Origin of the sequence: Tepidicella baoligensis (assembly GCF_013432195.1) — a bacterium.
Taxonomy (GTDB): domain Bacteria; phylum Pseudomonadota; class Gammaproteobacteria; order Burkholderiales; family Burkholderiaceae_C; genus Tepidicella; species Tepidicella baoligensis.
On sequence record NZ_JACCDB010000001.1, the window covers coordinates 444,824 to 465,007 of the forward strand.

Consider the following 20,184-nt stretch of genomic DNA (forward strand, 5'->3'; position numbering starts at 1 on the left):
CACAACCATGCAAAGCCACCCTCCAATCACACCCCGCTTGCGCAGATTTCAAGGTGGCCTGACCACCTTGCTGGTCTCGGTGGTGCTTTTGTTTTTGGCAACTATACTCATTATGGTTGTATCAAGAACTGCCATCTTGGAGCAGCGAATGTCCGCCAACGAAGTTCGCCATCGACAAGCATTTGAAGCAGCTCAAGCGGGTCTAGACCGAGCAATGATCTTCGTCACAACCGCACCACGAGGCATTGACAAAAACAACGATAATGTAGCTGATGCAGGGCCCTCTGAGACACTGCCCAACGGAAGTAAGTACTTTGTTGCTTTCTGTCAGCCCGGAACTGCGCTGCCCACTTGTCCAGACACGCCAGGCGCACCCACATGCAGTACACCAACCCCGGACAACTTCAACACCCCAACCGTTGTTGCATGCGGTTGGAGTGATGACAATATTGCCCGGCAATTCTTGACACAGAGCATCAGCACCACAAGCACGATCCTGAATGCCCCGACGAACCCCCTGACGGCAAAAGGGGCAATGAATGTTGGTGGCAGTGCAAACGTGGTGAACTATTTCAATAACCTGACGGTTTGGTCCGGCGGCCCTCTAACCAGCATTGGAAATGCGGGAAAAACCTTTATTCGAAATCCAACCGTTCCGCCACCGCAATTGGGAACAACGCCACCAGGGGAACCAAATTCCTGCACAACAACAGCCAACTATGTATGCGTTACAGACAAAAACATTACCGGGCCTGATGTTATTGACAATGACCCAACACTGGGAAACCTCGCTTCTGGTGAATTATTCAAAAACTATTTTGGAAAATCCCTTTCAGAATTCAAGTCTGGTCTAGCCCCTTCGCAGATCATCTCCGCTAACAATGCCGGCGGGCTTGCAGGAGCACGTGGAGACACATTTTTTATTGAAGGCGACACGGTTTTCCCAAATGCCACGATTGGCACCAGAGAGCGGCCCGTGGTACTGATTGTGGATGGCAATGTCAGTTTTCAAGGAACACCTACCATACATGGCATTGTTTATGTAACCGGCAATGTGACCGGTGGCGGCAATCCTAAAATAATGGGCGCAATGGTGGTCGCCGGCAATATTTCACCAACAGGCAGTGTTGACATCATTTTCGATCCATTTGTTTCACAAAATGCATCTTACAAAACAGGCACTCCAGGCTGGATTACAGGCTCCTGGCGCGACTGGCGTTAAACGTCTCGAATCATAGCGAGGTCTGGAACCATCATGAACAACTCCTCCCACCAATCAAATGGATTCATCCTCATAGAAGCATTGGTTGCATTGGTCATTGTGGCCGTAGGGGCCATAGGAATCGCTAAACTCAATGCTATTCTTCTCCAAGGAACCAGCGCCTCAAAAGCACGCGCTGAAGCCATTCAAATAGCCCAAGATCATATTGAGTCCGCAAGAAACTTTATTTTATCTAAAGGCTGCAGTGATCCTTCATTAGCCAACAACAATTCAAGCTTTACTGGAATCAACGCCGCCTTTTCGATCATCACATCTTACCCTGAGTCTGGAGCCAATTGGAAAGCGGTCGATGTATGCGTCACCTGGGATGGAGGCGTGTGCAATGCAGTTGGAAACCGGGTCGTTTTGAGAAGCGTTCTGGCTTGCGAAGGAATTGGAACATCTGCACAAGTTGGGCAAGATGGAGCTGCATCAATGATGTCCGGTTTCATTCGCACACCAACGGGTCGAGGTCAAGTGGGGGGCCAGCAATACACAAATTCGATCCCCGGAACAGACAACAAGATCACACTTGACGGCATAAATCAAAACGACGGAACCAAGACCCACTATACATCCGATGGAAATCTCGAGCTGATCGATAGTGCAACAGGGAAAGTGCTTCTCACTGTCAACAGGCGCAGCTGTGAAACCAAAGCACCTGCATTCAGCACCATTTCTGGGAAATTGTTTGTTGAGGCAAAAAATGGAACCCCCATTGCTTCAAACGAAAATCTGTATGTTTTATCTTCAGATGCTTCTTATTGCAGCAAGTTACCATACAATAACAACTGGGTTTTACCAAGTGGGGCAACAGGAAATTCCATTAAATACTTTTATACATATTATCAATGCTATCTCGGGGCTGAATGGTGGGGCAACATTGGATTAGTTCGGGTTGACAATGCCAACACCAATAACCGTGTTTGCGTAGGTCACCCAGGCACATCAAACAACGGCACCCTTTTCAGCAGACACCCTCAACTTAGCACCACGCGTGCATATCGAGGTTACAGAACATTGGCTCAAGGTAAATATGAAACCGTTGGTATAGGCGAAACCAATACAGTCAATTCCGACTGCCCAAATCCGAATGGACAACCCACTTATCAATACAAACCCCAGCATCTGACCAACCACCATTTTGTCCATACCGTCATCACTGGACAGGCCAGCAATTCTTCCTGTGAGGCTGAGCTTGCTGCACTGAATAACTACTCACCAACCAACTCTCTTGGCGCTGGAAACTCACCACCCACTGTTACAGAAACAGCAGATTCAAAAATTGTTGCAGCAAATATTAATCCTGGACGCTTCTACTGTATCTCGAACAATGACGGCATCACCTGTCAAAACCTCGGCTCACCACCGCCTGCACCCAGTACACTCTTGACCGGCACCATTACTGCACATAATGGAATTACGATTAACTCAATAGATACCAACAACAGCGCCTGCACGACTTCACTGATTGAATCCCCTGCAGCAGGAAAATACACCTACTCCTGTCAGATTGACTGGTCTGGATTCACGGCACCCAGCTGGAATGGCTCCATTGCATTCGGCTTGAGTGCTAGCGGCTCACTCTGCCCAAACAACCCTGAAGTCAACGTGACTCCAAATGGAGAATACGTTGCCTTTTCGATCAGAGGTAAAAATGCCGTCAATGATCAGGCAAACAATTCAATACCGAATTCCATTTATTTTTCTGACATCCCATCAAATGTGACCGGAATATCAATCAACTTTGATGCGAAAGTCGATTGCGGCTCATTGGGCCAGGTTGATCTTCAATGGACTGGAAACACGACCCCCAAATTGCTTTCTTGGAACCCTATTGCCAATGCTCAGAATTATGTTGTAGAGCGATGTACCAACAGCAACAGCAACTCAATTCAATCTTGCGTTCCTACAAATCCCGTTCAAACCACGACGAACACGAGTTACAATGTTGGCACAGTAGACAATAAAGAAACCATTTGCGTAAGAGTGAAGGCAACAGCCACTGGCCTCACGGATGGCCCTTACAGCCCAGTTAAGTGCGTTCACAGAAGCGGTGGATCGTATACGTATCAGTAGCTCTGTTTGGACCGATAACTTCGGCCCACGCCCCCGTGGCGTGGTGCCGAGCCTGCTTATCATCCACTCCATCAGCCTGCCGCCCGGCCAGTACGGAGGGCCGGAGGTGGAGCAGCTCTTCACCAACACCCTGGACTGGGACGCCCACCCCTACTTCCAGTCCATCCGTGGGTTGCAGGTGTCGGCGCATTTTTTCATCCGCCGCACGGGTGAGGTGATCCAGTTCGTGGACTGCGAACACCGGGCCTGGCATGCGGGCCAGTCGGTATGGCAGGGGCGGCCGAACTGCAACGACTACTCCATCGGCATCGAACTGGAAGGGCTGGAAGGCGACACCTTCGAGCTGGCCCAGTACCACGCCCTGGCCACCCTGTGTCAGGACCTGGCCCGCCGCTACCCCATCGAGCACGTGGTGGGCCATGAACACGTGGCCCCCGGCCGCAAGCACGACCCCGGCCCCGGCTTTGACTGGGCGCTGCTGCAACAACTCACCGGCTGGCCGGCACAGCGGTTTGCGCCTGCGGTTTTCTGATCCACAATAGGGGCATGGCATTCCACCTGCTCGAGTCATGACAATGCGCCTACAGCCAGAAGACATCCTGATGATTCGGCAAATGACGCGTGAAGTCATGGGCTCTGATGTGCCTGTACGCCTGTTTGGCTCCCGCTTGAACGATGAAGCGCGTGGCGGGGATGTGGATCTTTTTCTGGAACTCAGTTCGCCGCCCGACAACCCGGCCTGGCTGGCAGCTACCCTGGCCGGCAAAATCTCACGCCGCATGCATGGGCGCAAGGTGGATGTGCTGATCGCGGCACCCGGGCTCAACAATCTCCCCATTCACGACATTGCCCGTCAGGAAGGGGTGATTCTTTGAGGCTCGATGAAAGAACGCTCGCGCGTCTGCAATTTCTGTGCAGAGTGACACAGAAAGAGACCAGACTGCTGTTGGATACTCGAGCGCGGCTTTTCCAACCGGAGTTCTGCATGCAATCGCTCACAGAGCTTGAGGCAGATGCGGCGCTGGCTGACCGTGCGGCATCGGAAGCAGACATCAACAGCGGCGCCACCCCCCGTACTTTCCCTTACCCTCACCTCGCTCGCCTCTGGGCAACCACCCCGCTGTCCGATTTTTTTGTGGGCTGGGTGGCACACCGGCGAATTCCGCCGCTACACTATACCTAGTGTTTTGAAACGGCGGCACACACTACCCCTAGTGCCACACTGCTGCATCTGCCTGCCTTTGGCCGGCAGCACCACCACCGGCGCACGCCCTGGGCGCCGTGCATCATCAGAACCACACACATTTCGCGAGAGGACCCATGCAACCCACCACCCTAGCCCCCGAATCAGGCGCCCACATGGCCACGGCTTACAGCGCCTCCACGGCCCGCGCTCCCCAAGCCGGCACCTTGCAGAACTACCAGATCATCCGCCGCAACGGCGCGGTGGTGCCGTTCGAGCCGAACAAGATCGCCGTCGCCTTGATGAAGGCTTTTCTGGCAGTGCGCGGCGCCCAGGGGGCAGCGTCTGCCAGCGTGCGCGAGGATGTGGAGCTGCTGACCCAGAACGTGGTGCGTGCGCTCATGCGCTCGCGCCCGGGCGGCGGCACCTTCCACATCGAGGACGTGCAGGACCAGGTGGAACTGGGCCTGATGCGCGGCGGCCATCACGAGGTGGCGCGCGCCTATGTGCTGTACCGCGAACGCCGCGCCCAGGAGCGTGCCGCCAAGCAGGCGGAACAGACCGCCCCGGCCACCCCCACCCTTCATGTGACCGACAACGGCCAGCGCGTGGCGTTGGACGTGCCGCGCCTGCATGCGCTCATCGCCTCGGCCTGCGCCAACCTGGGCCCGGACGTCAAGGCCGAGCCCATCGTGGCCGAGACCATGCGCAACCTCTACGACGGCGTGCCCATGACCGAGGTGTACAAGGCCGCCATCCTGGCCGCCCGCACCAAGATCGAGACCGACCCCGACTACACCTACGCCACCGCACGCCTGCTGCTGCACACCATCCTCAAGGAAGTGCTGGGCGAGGAGGTGACCCAGGCCGACATGGCCACCCGCTATGCCGAATACTTCCCCACCTTCATCAAGACAGGCGTGGAGGCCGAGCTGCTCAACCCCGAGCTGCTCAACTTCGACCTCAAGCGACTGGGCGCCGCGCTCAAGGCCGAGCGCGATTTGCAGTTCGACTACCTGGGCCTGCAAACCCTGTACGACCGCTATTTCTTGCACGTGCGCAAGCAGCGCATCGAGCTGCCGCAGGCCTTCTTCATGCGCGTGGCCATGGGCCTGGCGCTCAACGAAATCGACCGCGAGGCGCGCGCCATCGAGTTCTACGAGGTGCTGTCCTCGTTCGACTTCATGTCGTCCACGCCGACCCTGTTCAACAGCGGCACGCTGCGCTCGCAGCTCTCCAGCTGCTACCTGACCACCGTACCCGACGACCTGGACGGCATCTACGAATCCATCAAGGAAAACGCCCTGCTGTCCAAGTTTGCCGGCGGCCTGGGCAACGACTGGACGCGCGTGCGTGCACTGGGCAGCCACATCAAGGGCACCAACGGCGAGTCGCAGGGTGTCGTACCCTTCCTCAAGGTCGTCAACGACACGGCCGTGGCCGTCAACCAGGGCGGCAAGCGCAAAGGCGCGGTCTGCTGCTACCTGGAAACCTGGCACCTGGACATCGAGGAGTTCCTGGAGCTGCGCAAGAACACCGGCGACGACCGCCGCCGCACCCACGACATGAACACCGCCAACTGGATTCCGGACCTGTTCATGAAGCGGGTGATGGAAAACGGCGAGTGGAGCCTGTTCAGCCCCAACAGCGTGCCCGATTTGCACGACAAGGTCGGCGCGGACTTCGAGCGCGCCTACCTGGCCTATGAAGAAAAGGCCGCACGCGGCGAGATCAAGCCCTACAAGAAGGTGCCCGCCGTGGACCTGTGGCGCAAGATGCTGACCATGCTGTTCGAGACCGGCCACCCCTGGATCACCTTCAAGGACCCCTGCAACATCCGCAGCCCGCAGCAGCACGTCGGCGTGGTGCACTCCTCCAACCTGTGCACCGAAATCACGCTCAACACCAGCGACACCGAAACCGCGGTGTGCAACCTCGGCTCGGTCAACCTGGCCCAGCACCTCAAGGACGGCCCCGCCGGCAAGGAACTCGACCACGACAAGCTCAAGCGCACCATCACGGTGGCGATGCGCATGCTCGACAACGTGATCGACATCAACTACTACGCGGTCAAAAAGGCGCGGGACTCCAACCTGCGGCACCGCCCCGTGGGGCTGGGCATCATGGGCTTCCAGGACGCGCTGTACCAGTTGCGCACGCCCTACGCCTCGCAAGCGGCGGTCGAATTCGCCGACCGCTCCATGGAAGCGGTGTGCTACTACGCCTACTGGGCGTCCACCGAACTGGCTGCCGAGCGCGGCCGCTATTCCACCTACAAGGGTTCGCTGTGGGACCGCGGCATCCTGCCGCCGGACAGCCTGGACCTGTTGGCGCGCGAACGTGGTGGCTACGTCGAGGTGGACCGCTCCAGCAGCCTGGACTGGGACGCGCTGCGCGCCAAGATCGCGCGCGACGGCATGCGCAACTCCAACTGCATCGCCATCGCGCCGACGGCCACCATCTCCAACATCATCGGCGTGGATGCGTCGATCGAGCCGTGCTTCGGCAACCTGTCGGTCAAGTCCAACCTGTCGGGCGAGTTCACCGTCATCAACAGCTACCTCGTGAAGGATCTCAAGCGCTTGGGGCTGTGGGACGAGGTCATGATCATGGACCTCAAGCACTTCGACGGCTCGCTGTGGCCGATCGACCGCGTGCCGCAGGAACTCAAGGAGCTGTACCGCACCGCGTTCGAGATCGAGCCGGTCTGGCTGGTCGAAGCCGCGGCGCGGCGCCAGAAGTGGATCGATCAGGCGCAAAGCCTCAACATCTATATGGCCGGCGCCTCGGGCAAGAAGCTCGACGAGACCTACAAGCTGGCCTGGATTCGCGGCCTGAAGACCACCTACTACCTGCGCACCACCAGCGCCACGCACGCGGAGAAATCCACCGGCCGCATTGGCCAGTTGAACGCCGTGCCCACCGCCAGCGGCGGGCTGCAGAGCGCTGGCGCAACCGCTGCGCTGGGTGCCGCGTTGGGGGCCGCGATGCCCGAGGTGCCGGCCACCGACATCAAGTTCTGCGCGATCGACGACCCGGGCTGCGAAGCCTGCCAGTGACCCGCGCACCGCACATTCCGATGCAACCACGCAACACTGCACGACGCGCCGTGCGTGCGTTGCACCGGAAGGCTTGCAATTCTTCTGCGCAATTTCATAATTCATCGGATCGGAATACACCATGCTGACCTGGGACGACCAAAGCACTCCTGCACTACAACCCGTGCGCCCTGTGCCCGTCACCGCACCTTCAAACGCGGCCACGGCCCATGCCCCCGTCACCCCATCGACCCCTTCGCCGAACGCTACCCCCCACAGCTCCGTCAAGGCGGCCTCCACCCAGCGCATCAATGCCGCCGACAAGCGCATCATCAACGGCCAGACCGACGTCAACCAGCTCGTGCCGTTCAAGTACAAGTGGGCCTGGGAGAAGTACCTCGCCACCTGCGCCAACCACTGGATGCCGCAGGAAGTGAACATGAGCCGCGACATCGCGCTCTGGAAGGACCCGAACGGCCTGACCGAGGACGAGCGCCGCATCGTCAAACGCAACCTCGGCTTCTTCGTCACCGCCGACTCGCTGGCGGCCAACAACATCGTGCTGGGCACCTACCGCCACATCACGGCGCCCGAGTGCCGCCAGTTCCTGCTGCGCCAGGCCTTCGAGGAAGCCATCCACACCCACGCCTACCAGTACATCGTCGAAAGCCTGGGCCTGGACGAGGGCGAGATCTTCAACGCCTACCATGAGGTGCCGGCCATCCGCGACAAGGACGAGTTCCTGCTGCCGTTCATCGACGCCATCATGGACCCGAACTTCCGCACGGGCACGCCGCAAGCCGACCAGACCCTGCTCAAGAGCCTGATCGTGTTCGCCTGCCTGATGGAAGGGCTGTTCTTCTACGTGGGCTTCACCCAGATCCTGGCGCTGGGCCGCCAGAACAAGATGACGGGTGCGGCCGAGCAGTACCAGTACATCCTGCGCGACGAGTCGATGCACTGCAATTTCGGCATCGACCTGATCAACCAGCTCAAGCTGGAAAATCCGCATCTGTGGACGGCGCAGTTCAAGGCCGAGATCAAGGAGCTCTTCCTCAAGGCCGTGGAACTCGAATACCGCTACGCCGAAGACACCATGCCCCGCGGCGTGCTGGGGCTCAATGCCTCGATGTTCAAGGGCTATCTGCGCTACATCGCCAACCGGCGCGCCACGCAGATCGGCCTGGACCCCCTGTTCCCCAACGAAGAGAACCCCTTCCCCTGGATGAGCGAGATGATCGACCTCAAGAAGGAGCGCAATTTCTTCGAGACACGGGTGATCGAATACCAGTCGGGAGGCGCGCTGTCCTGGGATTGACGCCCCGCCGGTACAGCCTTCTTTCATGCGGTCCTTTCACAACCCCCCCGTTGACATGGCCACCATGCTGGTGGCCGGGGTGGTTTCCCCCATTCAACACTCGGGAGGGCCGGGCGTGTCGTGCATGCCGGTGGTCCGAGTGCTGAATCGCTTGCCCGGAATCGTCCGAGGTCAAGCGCTTTTGGCAACTTGATCAAGGAGAACAACATGGCAACTGCGAAGAAGGCCGCACCGGCCAAGGCGGCGCCCGCGAAGAAGGCCGCACCGGCGAAGAAGGCAGCGGCACCCGCCAAGACAGCGGCGGCCCCCGCAAAGAAAGCGGCCCCGGCCCAAGCCGCAGCGGCACCCGCAAAGAAGGCCGCACCGGCCAAGAAGGCAGCGGCACCCGCCAAGAAAGCGGCGGCCCCTGCAAAGAAAGCGGCCCCGGCCCAAGCCGCAGCGGCACCCGCAAAGAAGGCCGCACCGGCCAAGGCTGCGCCCGCGAAGAAGGCCGCACCGGCGAAAAAAGCGGCTGCGCCGGCGAAGAAGGCTGCGCCCGCGAAGAAAGCGGTCCCGGCGAAAAAAGCGGCTGCGCCGGCGAAGAAGGCTGCGCCCGCGAAGAAAGCGGTCCCGGCGAAAAAAGCGGCTGCGCCCGCGAAGAAGGCTGCACCAGCCAAGAAAGCGGTAGCGCCTGTGGTCCAGGCTGTGGCCGAGGTCAAGAAGGCCGTGAAAAAGACAGTGACCACCGCCAAGAAGGCCATTGCCAAAGAGGAAAAGGCCGTCGAGAAAAAGGTGGCCGAAGTGAAGAAGGCCGTGGAGAAGAACGCCAAGGCCGTGAAGAAGGCCGGCGAGAAAAAGGTGGCCGAAGTCAAGAAGGCCGTGGAGAAGAAAGCCGAGGCCGTGAAGAAGGCCGTCGCGAAAAAGGTGGCCGAAGTGACGAAGGCCGTGGAGAAGAAAGCCGAGGCCGTGAAGAAGGCCGTCGCGAAAAAGGTGGCCGAAGTGACGAAGGCCGTGGAGAAGAAAGCCGCGCCCAAACCCAAGGCGGCCCCCTCCCCTGCAGCCCAGACCAAGCTGAACCCGCAGGCAGCCTGGCCCTTCCCGACGACCAAGAAACCCTGAGCCACACGGCTCTGCCGCCTGGTCAAGCCCATGGGCAACCGTGGGCTTTTTGGCGTCCGGCTCAGACCTCCAGGCGGTAGTTCTGCCCCCCACGGGAGGCAATTTTGGTCGCGCCCATGCGGTTGCCCAAGGCGACGCAGCGCGTCAGATCCCAGCCCTGGGCCAGCCCGTGCAGCAGGGCGGCGCGAAAGGCATCGCCACAACCCGTCGGGTCCACCACAGCCGTGGCCGGCACCCCCGGCACACGGGTACAGCTCCCGTCCTGCCAGACCTCGCATCCCTGGTCGGCCAGTGTGATGACGAGCCCGCGCAAACGGCTCGACAGCGCGGCGTAGTCGAGCCCGGTGCGATCGCTGAGCAAACGGGCCTCGTAGTCGTTGAGGGCAGCCCAATCGGCCAGGTCGATGAAGTGCAGGAGCTCCTCACCGTCGAACATGGGCAGCCCCTGACCCGGATCGAACACGAACGGCACGCCCAGCGCCTTGAGCTGCTCGGCATGTTGGAGCATGGCCTCCCGGCCATCGGGTGAGATGATGCCGATCACCGCGCCATCGGCCGCCTCGATGGGGTTGAGGTGCGCCTGCCCCATGGCACCAGGGTGAAACGCCGTGATCTGGTTGTTGTCGCGGTCGGTCATGATCATGGCCTGAGCGGTGTAATGCGCCTCGTCGAGGCGGACGTGCCGCGTGTCCACCCCCATGACCGTGAGGCGTTCGAGGTAGTCCTGCCCGTCGGCCCCGAGCGTGGCCACTGGACGCGCCGGCGCCCCGAGCTGGCGCAAGCCGTAGGCGATGTTGCCTGCGCAGCCCCCATACTCGCGGCGCAAGCCCGGGACCAGGAAAGAGACATTGAGGATGTGCAGTTGATCCGGCAGGATCTGCTCGGCAAAACGGCCCTCGAAGGTCATGATGGTGTCGAAAGCCAGGGAACCGCAGATGAGGATGGACATGGGGCCGTTGCAGGGGTTTCAGGGGTAGAACAGAATGGCACGATAGCCGGTCATGACCTGATCGCTCGGCGCGTCGAGCGCCAGATCGAACTGGACCGGCCATTCCGCGCCGGGTGGCAAGGTCTCGACCGGGCGCGGCCACTCGTGCGGCAGCAGCACCCGGCGCACGAGGACTTCGTCGTTCAGGGCGGTGAGCGTGAGCTCCAGAGCAGGCGCCGCCACTTCGAGGTCAGACTTGTTGCGCACCACCACATTGAAGCTGTAACGCCCGGGCGCACGCCGCAACAGGACCGAGCTGTCGATGACGACTTCGTCGAGCTGCCGGGGCGAGGCGACCTCGCAGGCCAGCGAGTCGCACAGCGTTTCCAGCACCGGGCGCGAGGCCGGTACGCGGCTGGCCAGCTGATCCCGCCAGTGATGGGCCACCTGGGCGCCCAGCAAGGCGAGCAAGAGCAGCACCAGCAGCAGCAGCCCTGCCCTGACCCACGGCTGGCGCCAAAAAGCCCGGCGCTGGGCCTGGCGGACGAAGGACGGCACAGGCTGGGGCCCGGCTTCGGGGGGCGGAAGGTCTGGGGAGGCAGGCGGGGGCGAGATGACGGGCGGTTCGGGATTGGGCTCCGGCTCCGGCTCCTCGGGAAACGGCTCAGAGGCAAGGGGTGCGGGCGCGGGCGCGGGTGTGGGTGCGGGTGCGGGCGCGGGTGTGGGTGTGGGTGTGGGTGTGGGTGTGGGTGTGGGCGCGGGCGCGGGTGTGGGTGTGGGTGCGGGCGCGGGCGTGGGCGTGGGCGTGGGCGTGGGCGTGGGCGTGGGCGTGGGCGCGGGTGCGGGTGCTGGGGTCGTGGCCGGGGGTTCCTCGACCCCGGGCCACCAGGGCTGGAGATCCAGTGTGGCGTCGAAAATGTGGTGACAGTGCCCGCAACGCACCCAACCATCGGAAATCTTGAGCTGATCGGACACCACCTTGAACGAGGTGGAACATGCCGGACAGCGCGTGATGAAGCTCATGCCGCGATTATTGCGCGGTCATGAGGATCCAGCCGTCTTCCTGGTCGGCGATGCCCAGCTGCACCCAGGGCGCATACGCCTCTTGCAGCTCCTGCGCCTGGCGTTCGAGGATGCCGGCCAGCACCAGGTGCCCCCCCGCTCGCACATGGCTGCACAGCAAGGGCGCCAGCACTTTCAGGGGGGTGGCCAGGATGTTGGCCAGCACCACGTCATACCGCCCGGTGGCGAGCTCGGGCAGCCCGGCCTCCAGGTTGACGTGGTTGTTGCTGGCGTTGATGCGCGTGGCCTCCACGGCCGCAGGGTCGATGTCCACCGCCACGATCTCCTGGGCACCGAACTTGGCGGCCCCGATGGCGAGGATGCCGGAGCCGCAACCGTAGTCGAGCACACGTTGGCCGGTCAGGTCGCGCTGCGCGATCCAGCGCAGGCACATCCGGGTGGTCGGATGGGTGCCCGTGCCGAAGGCCAGGCCCGGGTCCAGGCGGATGACCTGCCGGGCATCGGCCGGGGGCTCGTGCCAGCTCGGCACGATCCAGAAGCCGGGGGTGATGTCCACCGGCGCGAACTGGGACTGCGTCAGACGCACCCAGTCCTCGTCGGCCACGGCCCGGATGCCCACGACCTCGCAACCGTCGAAAAAGTCCTGCAGTCGCAGCAGGGCCGCCGCTTCGTCGGCACCGGCCTGGTCGGAAAACAAAGCCACCACCCGGGAGCGTTGCCAGCCGGCCTTGGGAGCCGGCATTCCCGGCTCGCCGAAGAGGGCCTGCTCGGCTGGGGTTTCGGCATCGGCATCCTCCACCGAGACGCTCAGCGCGTCGAGCGCGTCGAGCGCATCGGTCAGGTGCTCGAGGCTTTCCTCCGGCGCCAGAAGCACCAGCTCGAACAGGCGCGCCGCAGGCGTGGATTCAGCGGTCACGTTGTTCCAGCCAGGATTCGAGGTAGTGGATGTTGGTGCCGCCGGCCTCGAAGTTGGCGTCCACCATGAGTTCACGGTGCAGGGGCACGTTGGTCTTGATGCCCTCGATCGCGGTTTCCGCGAGCGCGGTGCGCATGCGCGCCAGTGCCTGCTCCCGGGTATCGCCATGGGCGATGAGCTTGCCGATCATCGAGTCGTAATTGGGCGGCACCATGTAATTGGCATAGACGTGCGAGTCCACCCGAATGCCCGGCCCACCCGGCATGTGCCAGGTGGTGACGCGACCGGGTGAGGGCGTGAACTTGTACGGGTCCTCGGCGTTGATGCGGCACTCGATGGCATGTCCGCGGACCTGGATCTGGCGCTGGGTGAAGGGCAGCTTCTCCCCGGCGGCCACCGCGATCTGGGTGCGCACGATGTCGATGCCGGTGATGGCTTCCGTAACGGGGTGCTCGACCTGCACGCGGGTGTTCATCTCGATGAAGTAGAACTCGCCGTTTTCATACAGGAACTCGAACGTGCCGGCCCCCCGGTAACCGATCTTCTTGCAGGCAGCGGCACAACGCTCGCCGATCTTTTCGATCAGGCGGCGTGGAATGCCGGGAGCCGGCGCTTCTTCGATCACTTTCTGGTGGCGACGCTGCATGGAGCAGTCGCGCTCGTACAGGTACACCGCATTGCGGTAGTTGTCGGCCAATACCTGGATCTCGATGTGACGCGGATTCTGGAGGAACTTCTCCATGTAGACCTCGGGGTTCCCGAAGGCGGCCCCGGCTTCGGCCTTGGTGGTCTGTACCGCATGCAGCAGCGCCGCTTCGGTGTGCACCACGCGCATGCCGCGGCCACCGCCGCCACCCGCCGCTTTGATGATGACGGGGTAGCCGATGCTTTTGGCGATGCGTTTGATGGTGGCGGGGTCGTCGGGCAAGGCACCCTCCGAACCGGGCACGCACGGCACCCCCGCACGGATCATGGCCTGCTTGGCCGAGACCTTGTCGCCCATGATGCGGATGGACTCGGGCGTGGGGCCGATGAAGACGAAGCCGCTTTTTTCCACGCGCTCGGCAAAGTCGGCGTTTTCCGAGAGGAAGCCATACCCGGGATGGATGGCTTCGGCGTCGGTGACTTCGGCCGCCGAGATGATGGCCGGCATGCTGAGGTAGCTTTGCGCCGAAGGCGCGGGGCCGATGCACACCGCTTCGTCCGCGAGCTTGACGTACTTGGCGTCGCGGTCGGCCTCGGAATAGACCATGACCGCCTTGATGCCCATCTCGCGGCAGGCGCGCTGCACGCGCAGTGCGATTTCGCCGCGGTTGGCGATCAGGATTTTCTTGAACATGAGCGACAAACCCTCACTCGATCACGAACAGGGGCTGCCCGTATTCGACGGCCTGCCCGTTTTCGACCAGAATCTGAGTGATGACGCCGGACTTGTCGGCTTCGATCTCATTGAGGATCTTCATGGCTTCGACGATACAGATCGGATCGCCTTCCTTGACCTGCTGGCCCACCTCGACGAAAGGCTTGGCGCCGGGGCTGGGGGCACGGTAGAACGTGCCAACCATGGGTGATTTGACGATGTGCCCCTTGATTTCGGGCTCGGCAGCAGGAGCCGGGGCTGCGGTGGCGGCCGGTGCCGCCGCTTGGGTGGCGGGGGCGAGCACGGTCACGGCGGGAGCGGGGGCGGCCACGGGTGCGCTCTTGACGATGCGAACCTTGCCTTCGGCTTCGGTGATCTCGAGTTCGGATACATTCGACTCAGAGACGAGGTCGATCAAGGTCTTGAGTTTGCGCAAATCCATGTTTTCTCCAGAAATTGCACCTAAAATGCTTCAAAATTTCCGCATCAGTGCAGAAGTAGGCGGGAATATACACGAAGTCCCGCAACCCCGAAAAACCCGGCCCGTCTTCGACCCACCCCATTGCCCACCCCATTGACCTCGCTGCACCCCCAGTTGAACACCATGGCGGATGAGGACATCAGCGTGACCTCCATGGCCCTGCCCGGGCTGGCCAGGGCCTTGATCGCCTCGGGCATCCTGACCCAGAAAACGGCCGAGGAGATCTATGCCAAAGCGCAGGCGCGCCAGACCGGGTTCATTGCCGAGGTGATCAGCAGCGGGGCGGTGTCGGCTCGCGATCTGGCCCACACCGTGTCGACGGCGTTTGCAGCGCCGCTGATCGATTTGGACGCGGTGGACGTCCACCGACTGCCCAAGGACATCCTGGACCCCCGCATGGCCAAGCAGTTTCGCCTGGTGGTGCTGAGCCGGCGCCACAACCGCGTCACGGTGGCCACCGCCGATCCCTCCGACCAGCAGGCAGCCGAAAAGGTCAAATTCGCCACCCAGCTCGGTGTGGACTGGGTCATCGCCGAGGTGGACAAGCTCAACAAGCTGATCGACAGCGTCACGGCCAGCGCCAGCGAAGCGATCGAGCACATCGTGGGTGGCGATTTCGAGTTCGACGAAAGCAGCATCGAAATGGCGCCGGCGGACGCCACCGACAAGGTATCGGCCGAGGTGGAGGATGCCCCGGTCGTCAGGTTTTTGCAGAAGATGCTGCTCGATGCCTACACGATGCGCGCATCCGACCTGCACTTCGAGCCTTACGAGCACACGTACCGGGTGCGCTTTCGCATCGACGGCGAACTGCGTGAGATCGCTGCACCGCCGGTTGCGGTGAAAGAGAAGCTGGCTTCACGCATCAAGGTGATCTCCAGGCTCGACATTTCCGAAAAGCGTGTGCCGCAAGACGGGCGCATGAAGCTGAAGGTGGGACCGGACAAGGTGATCGACTTCCGGGTCAGTACCCTGCCCACCTTGTTCGGCGAAAAGATCGTGATCCGCATCCTGGACCCGAGCAGCGCGCAGATGGGCATCGATGCCCTGGGCTATGAGCCGGATGAAAAGGAAAAGCTGCTGCAAGCCATTCATCGACCCTATGGCATGGTGCTCGTGACAGGCCCCACCGGCTCGGGCAAGACGGTGTCGCTCTACACCTGCCTGAACATCTTGAACCAGCCTGGGGTCAACATCTCGACGGCGGAAGACCCGTCAGAGATCAACCTGCCCGGTGTGAACCAGGTGAACGTGAACGAAAAAGCCGGGCTGACCTTTGCGGCGGCTTTGAAGGCTTTCCTGCGCCAGGACCCGGACATCATCATGGTCGGTGAGATCCGAGACCTGGAGACCGCCGACATCGCCATCAAGGCCGCCCAGACCGGCCACCTGGTGCTGTCCACCCTGCACACCAACGACGCGCCCACCACCCTCACCCGCATGCTCAACATGGGCATTGCGCCGTTCAACATCGCCTCCAGCGTCAACCTGATCACGGCGCAGCGGCTGGTACGGCGCTTGTGCAAGCAGTGCAAGGAACCCATGGAGGACCTGCCGGAACAGGTCTTGCTCGACGCCGGGTTTCGCCCCGAAGAGCTGGACGGCTCCTGGCAACCTTACCGGCCGGTGGGTTGCAACGCCTGCAACAACGGCTACAAGGGCCGCATGGGCATCTATCAAGTGATGCCGATCACGGAAGCGATGCAGCAGATCATCCTGCGCGGCGGCAGTGCCCTGGAGATTGCCGCGCAAGCCCAAGCAGAGGGTGTTCGCACTTTGCGCGAATCGGGGCTGCGCAAGGTTAAACTGGGCATCACGTCTCTGGAAGAAGTGCTGGGCTGCACCAACGACTAAACCCCGGCCTCCAGAGGCCGAGCAACCACACTGCGGGGAAAACATGGCCACGGCTAACAAAAGCGTCAAGGAGTTCGTGTTCGAGTGGGAGGGCAAGGACCGCAACGGCAAGATGACCCGTGGCGACATCCGGGCCGCTGGCGAGCATCAGGCCCAGGCCCATCTGCGGCGCCAAGGCATCCTGGTGCAGAAGATCAAGAAGCGCAAGATGGCCTCGGCCAAGCGCATCAAACCGAAGGACATCGCGATCTTCACCCGCCAGCTCGCGACGATGATGAAGGCCGGCGTGCCTCTGCTGCAGGCCTTCGACATCGTGGGTCGGGGCAACCCCAACCCCAGCGTGACCAAGCTGCTCAACGACATCCGCACCGACGTCGAGACGGGCACGTCCCTGAGCGCGGCCTTCCGCAGGCATCCTCTGTACTTCAACAGCCTGTACTGCAACCTGGTGGAAGCGGGCGAAACGGCCGGCATTCTGGAAGACCTGCTCGACCGGCTCGCCACCTACATGGAGAAGACCGAGGCGATCAAGAGCAAGGTCAGGTCGGCGCTGATGTACCCGACCGCCGTGATCGTGGTGGCTTTCGTGGTGGTGGCGGTGATCATGATCTTCGTCATTCCCGCGTTCAAGGAGGTGTTCACCTCCTTCGGCGCCGACCTGCCCGCCCCGACGCTCGCGGTGATCGCCATGAGCGAACTCTTCGTGGCCTACTGGTGGTTGATCTTCGGCGGGCTGGGTGGCGGCTTGTACTTTTTTGCCCAAGCCTGGAAGCGCAGCGAAAAGGTCCAGCGCTTCATGGACCGGCTGCTGCTGAAGTTACCCGTATTCGGCCAGCTGGTGGAAAAGTCCGTGGTGGCGCGCTGGACGCGCACCATGGCCACGATGTTCGCCGCGGGCGTGCCACTGGTCGAAGCCCTGGATTCGGTGGGTGGGGCCTCTGGCAACAGCCTGTATGCAGACGCCACCAAGCAGATCCAGCGAGAGGTCTCGACCGGCACCAGCTTGACCACGGCCATGGCCAACGCACGCATCTTTCCGTCCATGGTGCTGCAGATGTGTGCCATTGGTGAAGAGTCCGGCTCCATCGACCACATGCTGGGCAAGGCGGCCGACTTTTACGAAGCGGAAGTGGACGACATGGTGGCCGGCCTCTCCAGCCTCATGGAGCCCATCATCATCGTGGTCCTGGGCACGGTGATCGGCGGCATCGTGGTCTCGATGTACCTGCCGATCTTCAAACTGGGCCAGGTGGTCTGACCGCCGCCGAGCCTGCCACAGGGCCTCGTTTCAGCGACGCATGGCCGAGTGGGGACGCTCCTCCCGCTCGGGCAACAGGCCGCGCGGACGGAAGCGCAGCGTCAGCAGCAGAATGAGTCCCATCACCATGAGGCGCATGTGCGCGGCGCTGTCGAGCAGATGGGCGCGCAGGGCGCTTTCGGCCGACATACCCGCGGTGATCACGTTCATCAGCCACAGGCCAATGGGTTCGGCCTGGACCCAGAAGAACCAGATCAGAAAGCCACCGAGGATGGCGCCGAGGTTGTTGCCCGAGCCGCCCACGATCACCATCACCCAGATCAGGAAGGTGAAGCGCAGCGGGTTGTAGCTGTTGGGGGTGAACTGCCCGTCGAGCGTGACCAGCATGGCCCCGGCAATGCCCACGATGGCCGAACCGAGCACGAACACCTGCAGGTGCCGACCGGTCACGTCCTTGCCCATGGCTTCGGCGGCGGTTTCGTTGTCGCGGATGGCGCGCATCATGCGGCCCCACGGCGAACGGATGGCCGTCTGCGCCAGCCAGAACAGCAGCAGCAGCACGCTCAGCGACAAGCCGAGGTAGCTCAGCTTGACGATGATGGACGCGAAGTCCATGACATGGACCCCCAGGCGTGCCGCCCATTCCTGCACCCAGGCGGTCTGCATGAGGTCGATTTCGAAGGGCACTGGGCGCGGCAGGCCGTTGACGTTGTTCACACCTCGCGTGAGCCATTCCTCATAGCGCAGCACCGCGAGCACGATTTCGGAAATGCCCAGGGTGGCAATGGCCAGGTAGTCGGAGCGCAGACCCAGCGTGATCTTGCCGATCAGCCAAGCGGCGCAGGCCGCGAGCACGCCGCCGACGATCCACGACAGCAGGATGGGCAGGCCCGCCCCGCCGAGATAGCCGGTCTGCGCCGGGTTGACGGCTTCGATGAGCTCGACGGCAGGATCGAAGAAATACCGCGAAGCGAAATAACCGGTGACCAGGATGGCGGCCATGACGAGCCGCCGCTTGCGGCCAGGCGGCAGCTTCTTGTAGGCCACGATGGCGGCGACGGTGGTGATCAGTGCCATGAGCAGCGCGGTGAGGATGCCGGCGCCACCCACCTCCCAGGCCTCTTTCGTGGGGGGCATGGCCACCAGCACGGCGGCGACCCCCCCCAGGGCCGCAAAGCCCATGAGACCGACGTTGAACAGGCCGGCGTAGCCCCATTGCACGTTGAGACCGAGCGCCATGATGGCGGCAATCACGCAGTAGTTGAGAATGGTCAGCGACAGCGACCAGCTCTGCATCGTGCCCACGAGCACCAGTGCCAGCCCCATGAGGGCAAACAGCATGGGTGCCTGGACTTTCTGGTTCAACAGCGTTTTCATGCCGTTTTCCCTCCAAACAGACCGGTGGGCTTGATGAGGAGCACCACCACGAGGATGACGAAGGACACCGCGAACTTGTAGTCGGTGGAAAGCAGTTGCATCAGCCCTTCAGGCTCCCAGGCTTCGGGCAGCAGGTAGGCGAAGAACTTGCGGTAGGCGTAGGTCAGCATCACTTCCGAAAACGCGACGATGAACCCGCCCGCAATCGCGCCCAGCGGGCTGCCCAGCCCCCCCACGATGGCGGCCGCGAAGATGGGCAACAACAACTGGAAGTAGGTGAAGGGGCGGAAGCCCTTGTCGAGCCCGTAGAGCACGCCGGCGATGGTGGCGAGGGTGGCGGCGATGATCCAGGTGATCATGACCACCCGGTCGGGGTTGATGCCGGAGAGCAGCGCCAGGTTCTCGTTGTCGGCGTAGGCACGCATGGACTTGCCGGTGCGCGTGCGCTCCAGGAACCAGAACAGCACCGCCACCACGATGATGGCGGTGACGATGGTCAAGCCCTGGCTGGTGCGCAAGGCCAGCCCCTCGTCCAGACCGGTGAATTCGCGGAAACCGCTGGCGGTGATGATGAACCGTTCACCGTCTTCAAAACGCTGGTCGCCCGGCCCGATGACGAAGCGCACGATGCCGTTCATGAGGAACATGACGCCGACCGAAGCAATGAGGAACACCACCGACGGCGCCTTGTGAACGCGGTGGTAGCGGTAGACCCAACGATCGGTCAGCAACACGAACAGCACGGTGACGACCACGGCCACCGGGATGGCCAGCAGGGCCGTGGGCAGAAAACCCAGGCCGATGCCCTGCCCCTGCAACCACCACGTCACCAAAATGGTGACCATGGTGCCAAAGGCCATGGTGTCGCCATGCGCAAAGTTGGAAAAGCGCAGGATGCCGTACACCAGCGTGACCCCCAGGGCGCCGAGCGCGAGCTGGCTGCCGTAGGCGGCGGCGGGGATGATGACGAAGTTGAGCAACAGCACGAAGGCGTTGAGGATGTCGGCCAT

The 20,184-nt window shown here is 61.9% G+C and carries 16 protein-coding genes; 9 read left to right on the forward strand and 7 right to left on the reverse strand.

What is annotated here, in order from left to right; all coding sequences use genetic code 11:
• The first annotated feature begins 7 nt into the window (after nt 1–7).
• The 7 genes from HZS63_RS02085 (at nt 8) to HZS63_RS02115 (ending at nt 9,977) form a co-directional block, all read left to right on the forward strand.
• Complete coding sequence (locus HZS63_RS02085; RefSeq protein ID WP_180682356.1) at nt 8–1,222, forward strand: pilus assembly PilX N-terminal domain-containing protein; 1,215 nt, start codon at nt 8–10, stop codon at nt 1,220–1,222.
• A gap of 33 nt (nt 1,223–1,255) precedes the next feature.
• Complete coding sequence (locus HZS63_RS02090) at nt 1,256–3,340, forward strand: type IV pilus modification PilV family protein (RefSeq protein ID WP_180682357.1); 2,085 nt, start codon at nt 1,256–1,258, stop codon at nt 3,338–3,340.
• The gene (ampD, locus tag HZS63_RS02095; RefSeq protein ID WP_180682358.1) at nt 3,279–3,872 is read left to right on the forward strand and encodes a 1,6-anhydro-N-acetylmuramyl-L-alanine amidase AmpD; all 594 of its coding nucleotides are present in this window, start codon (nt 3,279–3,281) and stop codon (nt 3,870–3,872) included. The genes HZS63_RS02090 and ampD overlap by 62 nt, the downstream gene beginning before the upstream one ends.
• A 43-nt stretch (nt 3,873–3,915) precedes the next feature.
• On the forward strand, nt 3,916–4,215 hold the full coding sequence (locus tag HZS63_RS02100; protein WP_219339050.1) for a nucleotidyltransferase family protein: 300 nt from the start codon (nt 3,916–3,918) through the stop codon (nt 4,213–4,215).
• 484 nt (nt 4,216–4,699) lie between these two features.
• On the forward strand, nt 4,700–7,582 hold the full coding sequence (locus HZS63_RS02105; RefSeq protein WP_246316108.1) for a ribonucleoside-diphosphate reductase subunit alpha: 2,883 nt from the start codon (nt 4,700–4,702) through the stop codon (nt 7,580–7,582).
• A 121-nt stretch (nt 7,583–7,703) separates the two neighbouring features.
• On the forward strand, nt 7,704–8,879 hold the full coding sequence (locus HZS63_RS02110; protein ID WP_180682360.1) for a ribonucleotide-diphosphate reductase subunit beta: 1,176 nt from the start codon (nt 7,704–7,706) through the stop codon (nt 8,877–8,879).
• A gap of 207 nt (nt 8,880–9,086) precedes the next feature.
• The gene (locus HZS63_RS02115; protein ID WP_180682361.1) at nt 9,087–9,977 is read left to right on the forward strand and encodes a hypothetical protein; all 891 of its coding nucleotides are present in this window, start codon (nt 9,087–9,089) and stop codon (nt 9,975–9,977) included.
• Between the two features lie 61 nt (nt 9,978–10,038).
• Here the strand turns inward: HZS63_RS02115 and HZS63_RS02120 are convergent, their stop codons facing one another.
• The 5 genes from HZS63_RS02120 to accB are packed head-to-tail and all read right to left on the reverse strand — an operon-like array spanning nt 10,039 to nt 14,646.
• Entirely contained in the window at nt 10,039–10,926 is an 888-nt protein-coding gene (locus tag HZS63_RS02120; protein WP_180682362.1) for a carbohydrate kinase family protein, read from the reverse strand.
• Between the two features lie 18 nt (nt 10,927–10,944).
• Nucleotides 10,945–11,928, reverse strand: coding sequence for a DUF3426 domain-containing protein (locus HZS63_RS13965; protein ID WP_246316082.1), 984 nt, complete (start codon nt 11,926–11,928; stop codon nt 10,945–10,947).
• Between the two features lie 7 nt (nt 11,929–11,935).
• Nucleotides 11,936–12,814 (reverse strand): 50S ribosomal protein L11 methyltransferase, encoded by an 879-nt coding sequence (prmA, locus tag HZS63_RS02130; protein WP_180682533.1) that lies wholly within the window; start codon nt 12,812–12,814, stop codon nt 11,936–11,938.
• A 19-nt stretch (nt 12,815–12,833) separates the two neighbouring features.
• On the reverse strand, nt 12,834–14,183 hold the full coding sequence (gene accC / locus HZS63_RS02135) for an acetyl-CoA carboxylase biotin carboxylase subunit (RefSeq protein WP_180682363.1): 1,350 nt from the start codon (nt 14,181–14,183) through the stop codon (nt 12,834–12,836).
• Nucleotides 14,184–14,196: 13 nt separating this feature from the next.
• Nucleotides 14,197–14,646: an acetyl-CoA carboxylase biotin carboxyl carrier protein gene (accB, locus tag HZS63_RS02140; protein WP_180682364.1), complete on the reverse strand. Its 450-nt coding sequence runs from the start codon at nt 14,644–14,646 to the stop codon at nt 14,197–14,199.
• A 162-nt stretch (nt 14,647–14,808) separates the two neighbouring features.
• On the opposite strand from accB, the gene pilB reads away from it, so the two are divergent.
• Both pilB and HZS63_RS02150 read left to right on the forward strand, forming a co-directional pair.
• Nucleotides 14,809–16,539 (forward strand): type IV-A pilus assembly ATPase PilB, encoded by a 1,731-nt coding sequence (gene pilB / locus HZS63_RS02145; RefSeq protein WP_180682534.1) that lies wholly within the window; start codon nt 14,809–14,811, stop codon nt 16,537–16,539.
• Between the two features lie 43 nt (nt 16,540–16,582).
• The gene (locus tag HZS63_RS02150; RefSeq protein WP_180682365.1) at nt 16,583–17,797 is read left to right on the forward strand and encodes a type II secretion system F family protein; all 1,215 of its coding nucleotides are present in this window, start codon (nt 16,583–16,585) and stop codon (nt 17,795–17,797) included.
• 30 nt (nt 17,798–17,827) lie between these two features.
• Here HZS63_RS02150 and HZS63_RS02155 read toward each other — a convergent pair whose 3' ends face one another.
• Nucleotides 17,828–19,174: a branched-chain amino acid ABC transporter permease gene (locus tag HZS63_RS02155; protein ID WP_180682366.1), complete on the reverse strand. Its 1,347-nt coding sequence runs from the start codon at nt 19,172–19,174 to the stop codon at nt 17,828–17,830.
• Nucleotides 19,171–20,184, reverse strand: a complete 1,014-nt coding sequence (locus HZS63_RS02160; protein WP_180682367.1) for a branched-chain amino acid ABC transporter permease — start codon at nt 20,182–20,184, stop codon at nt 19,171–19,173. The genes HZS63_RS02155 and HZS63_RS02160 overlap by 4 nt, the downstream gene beginning before the upstream one ends.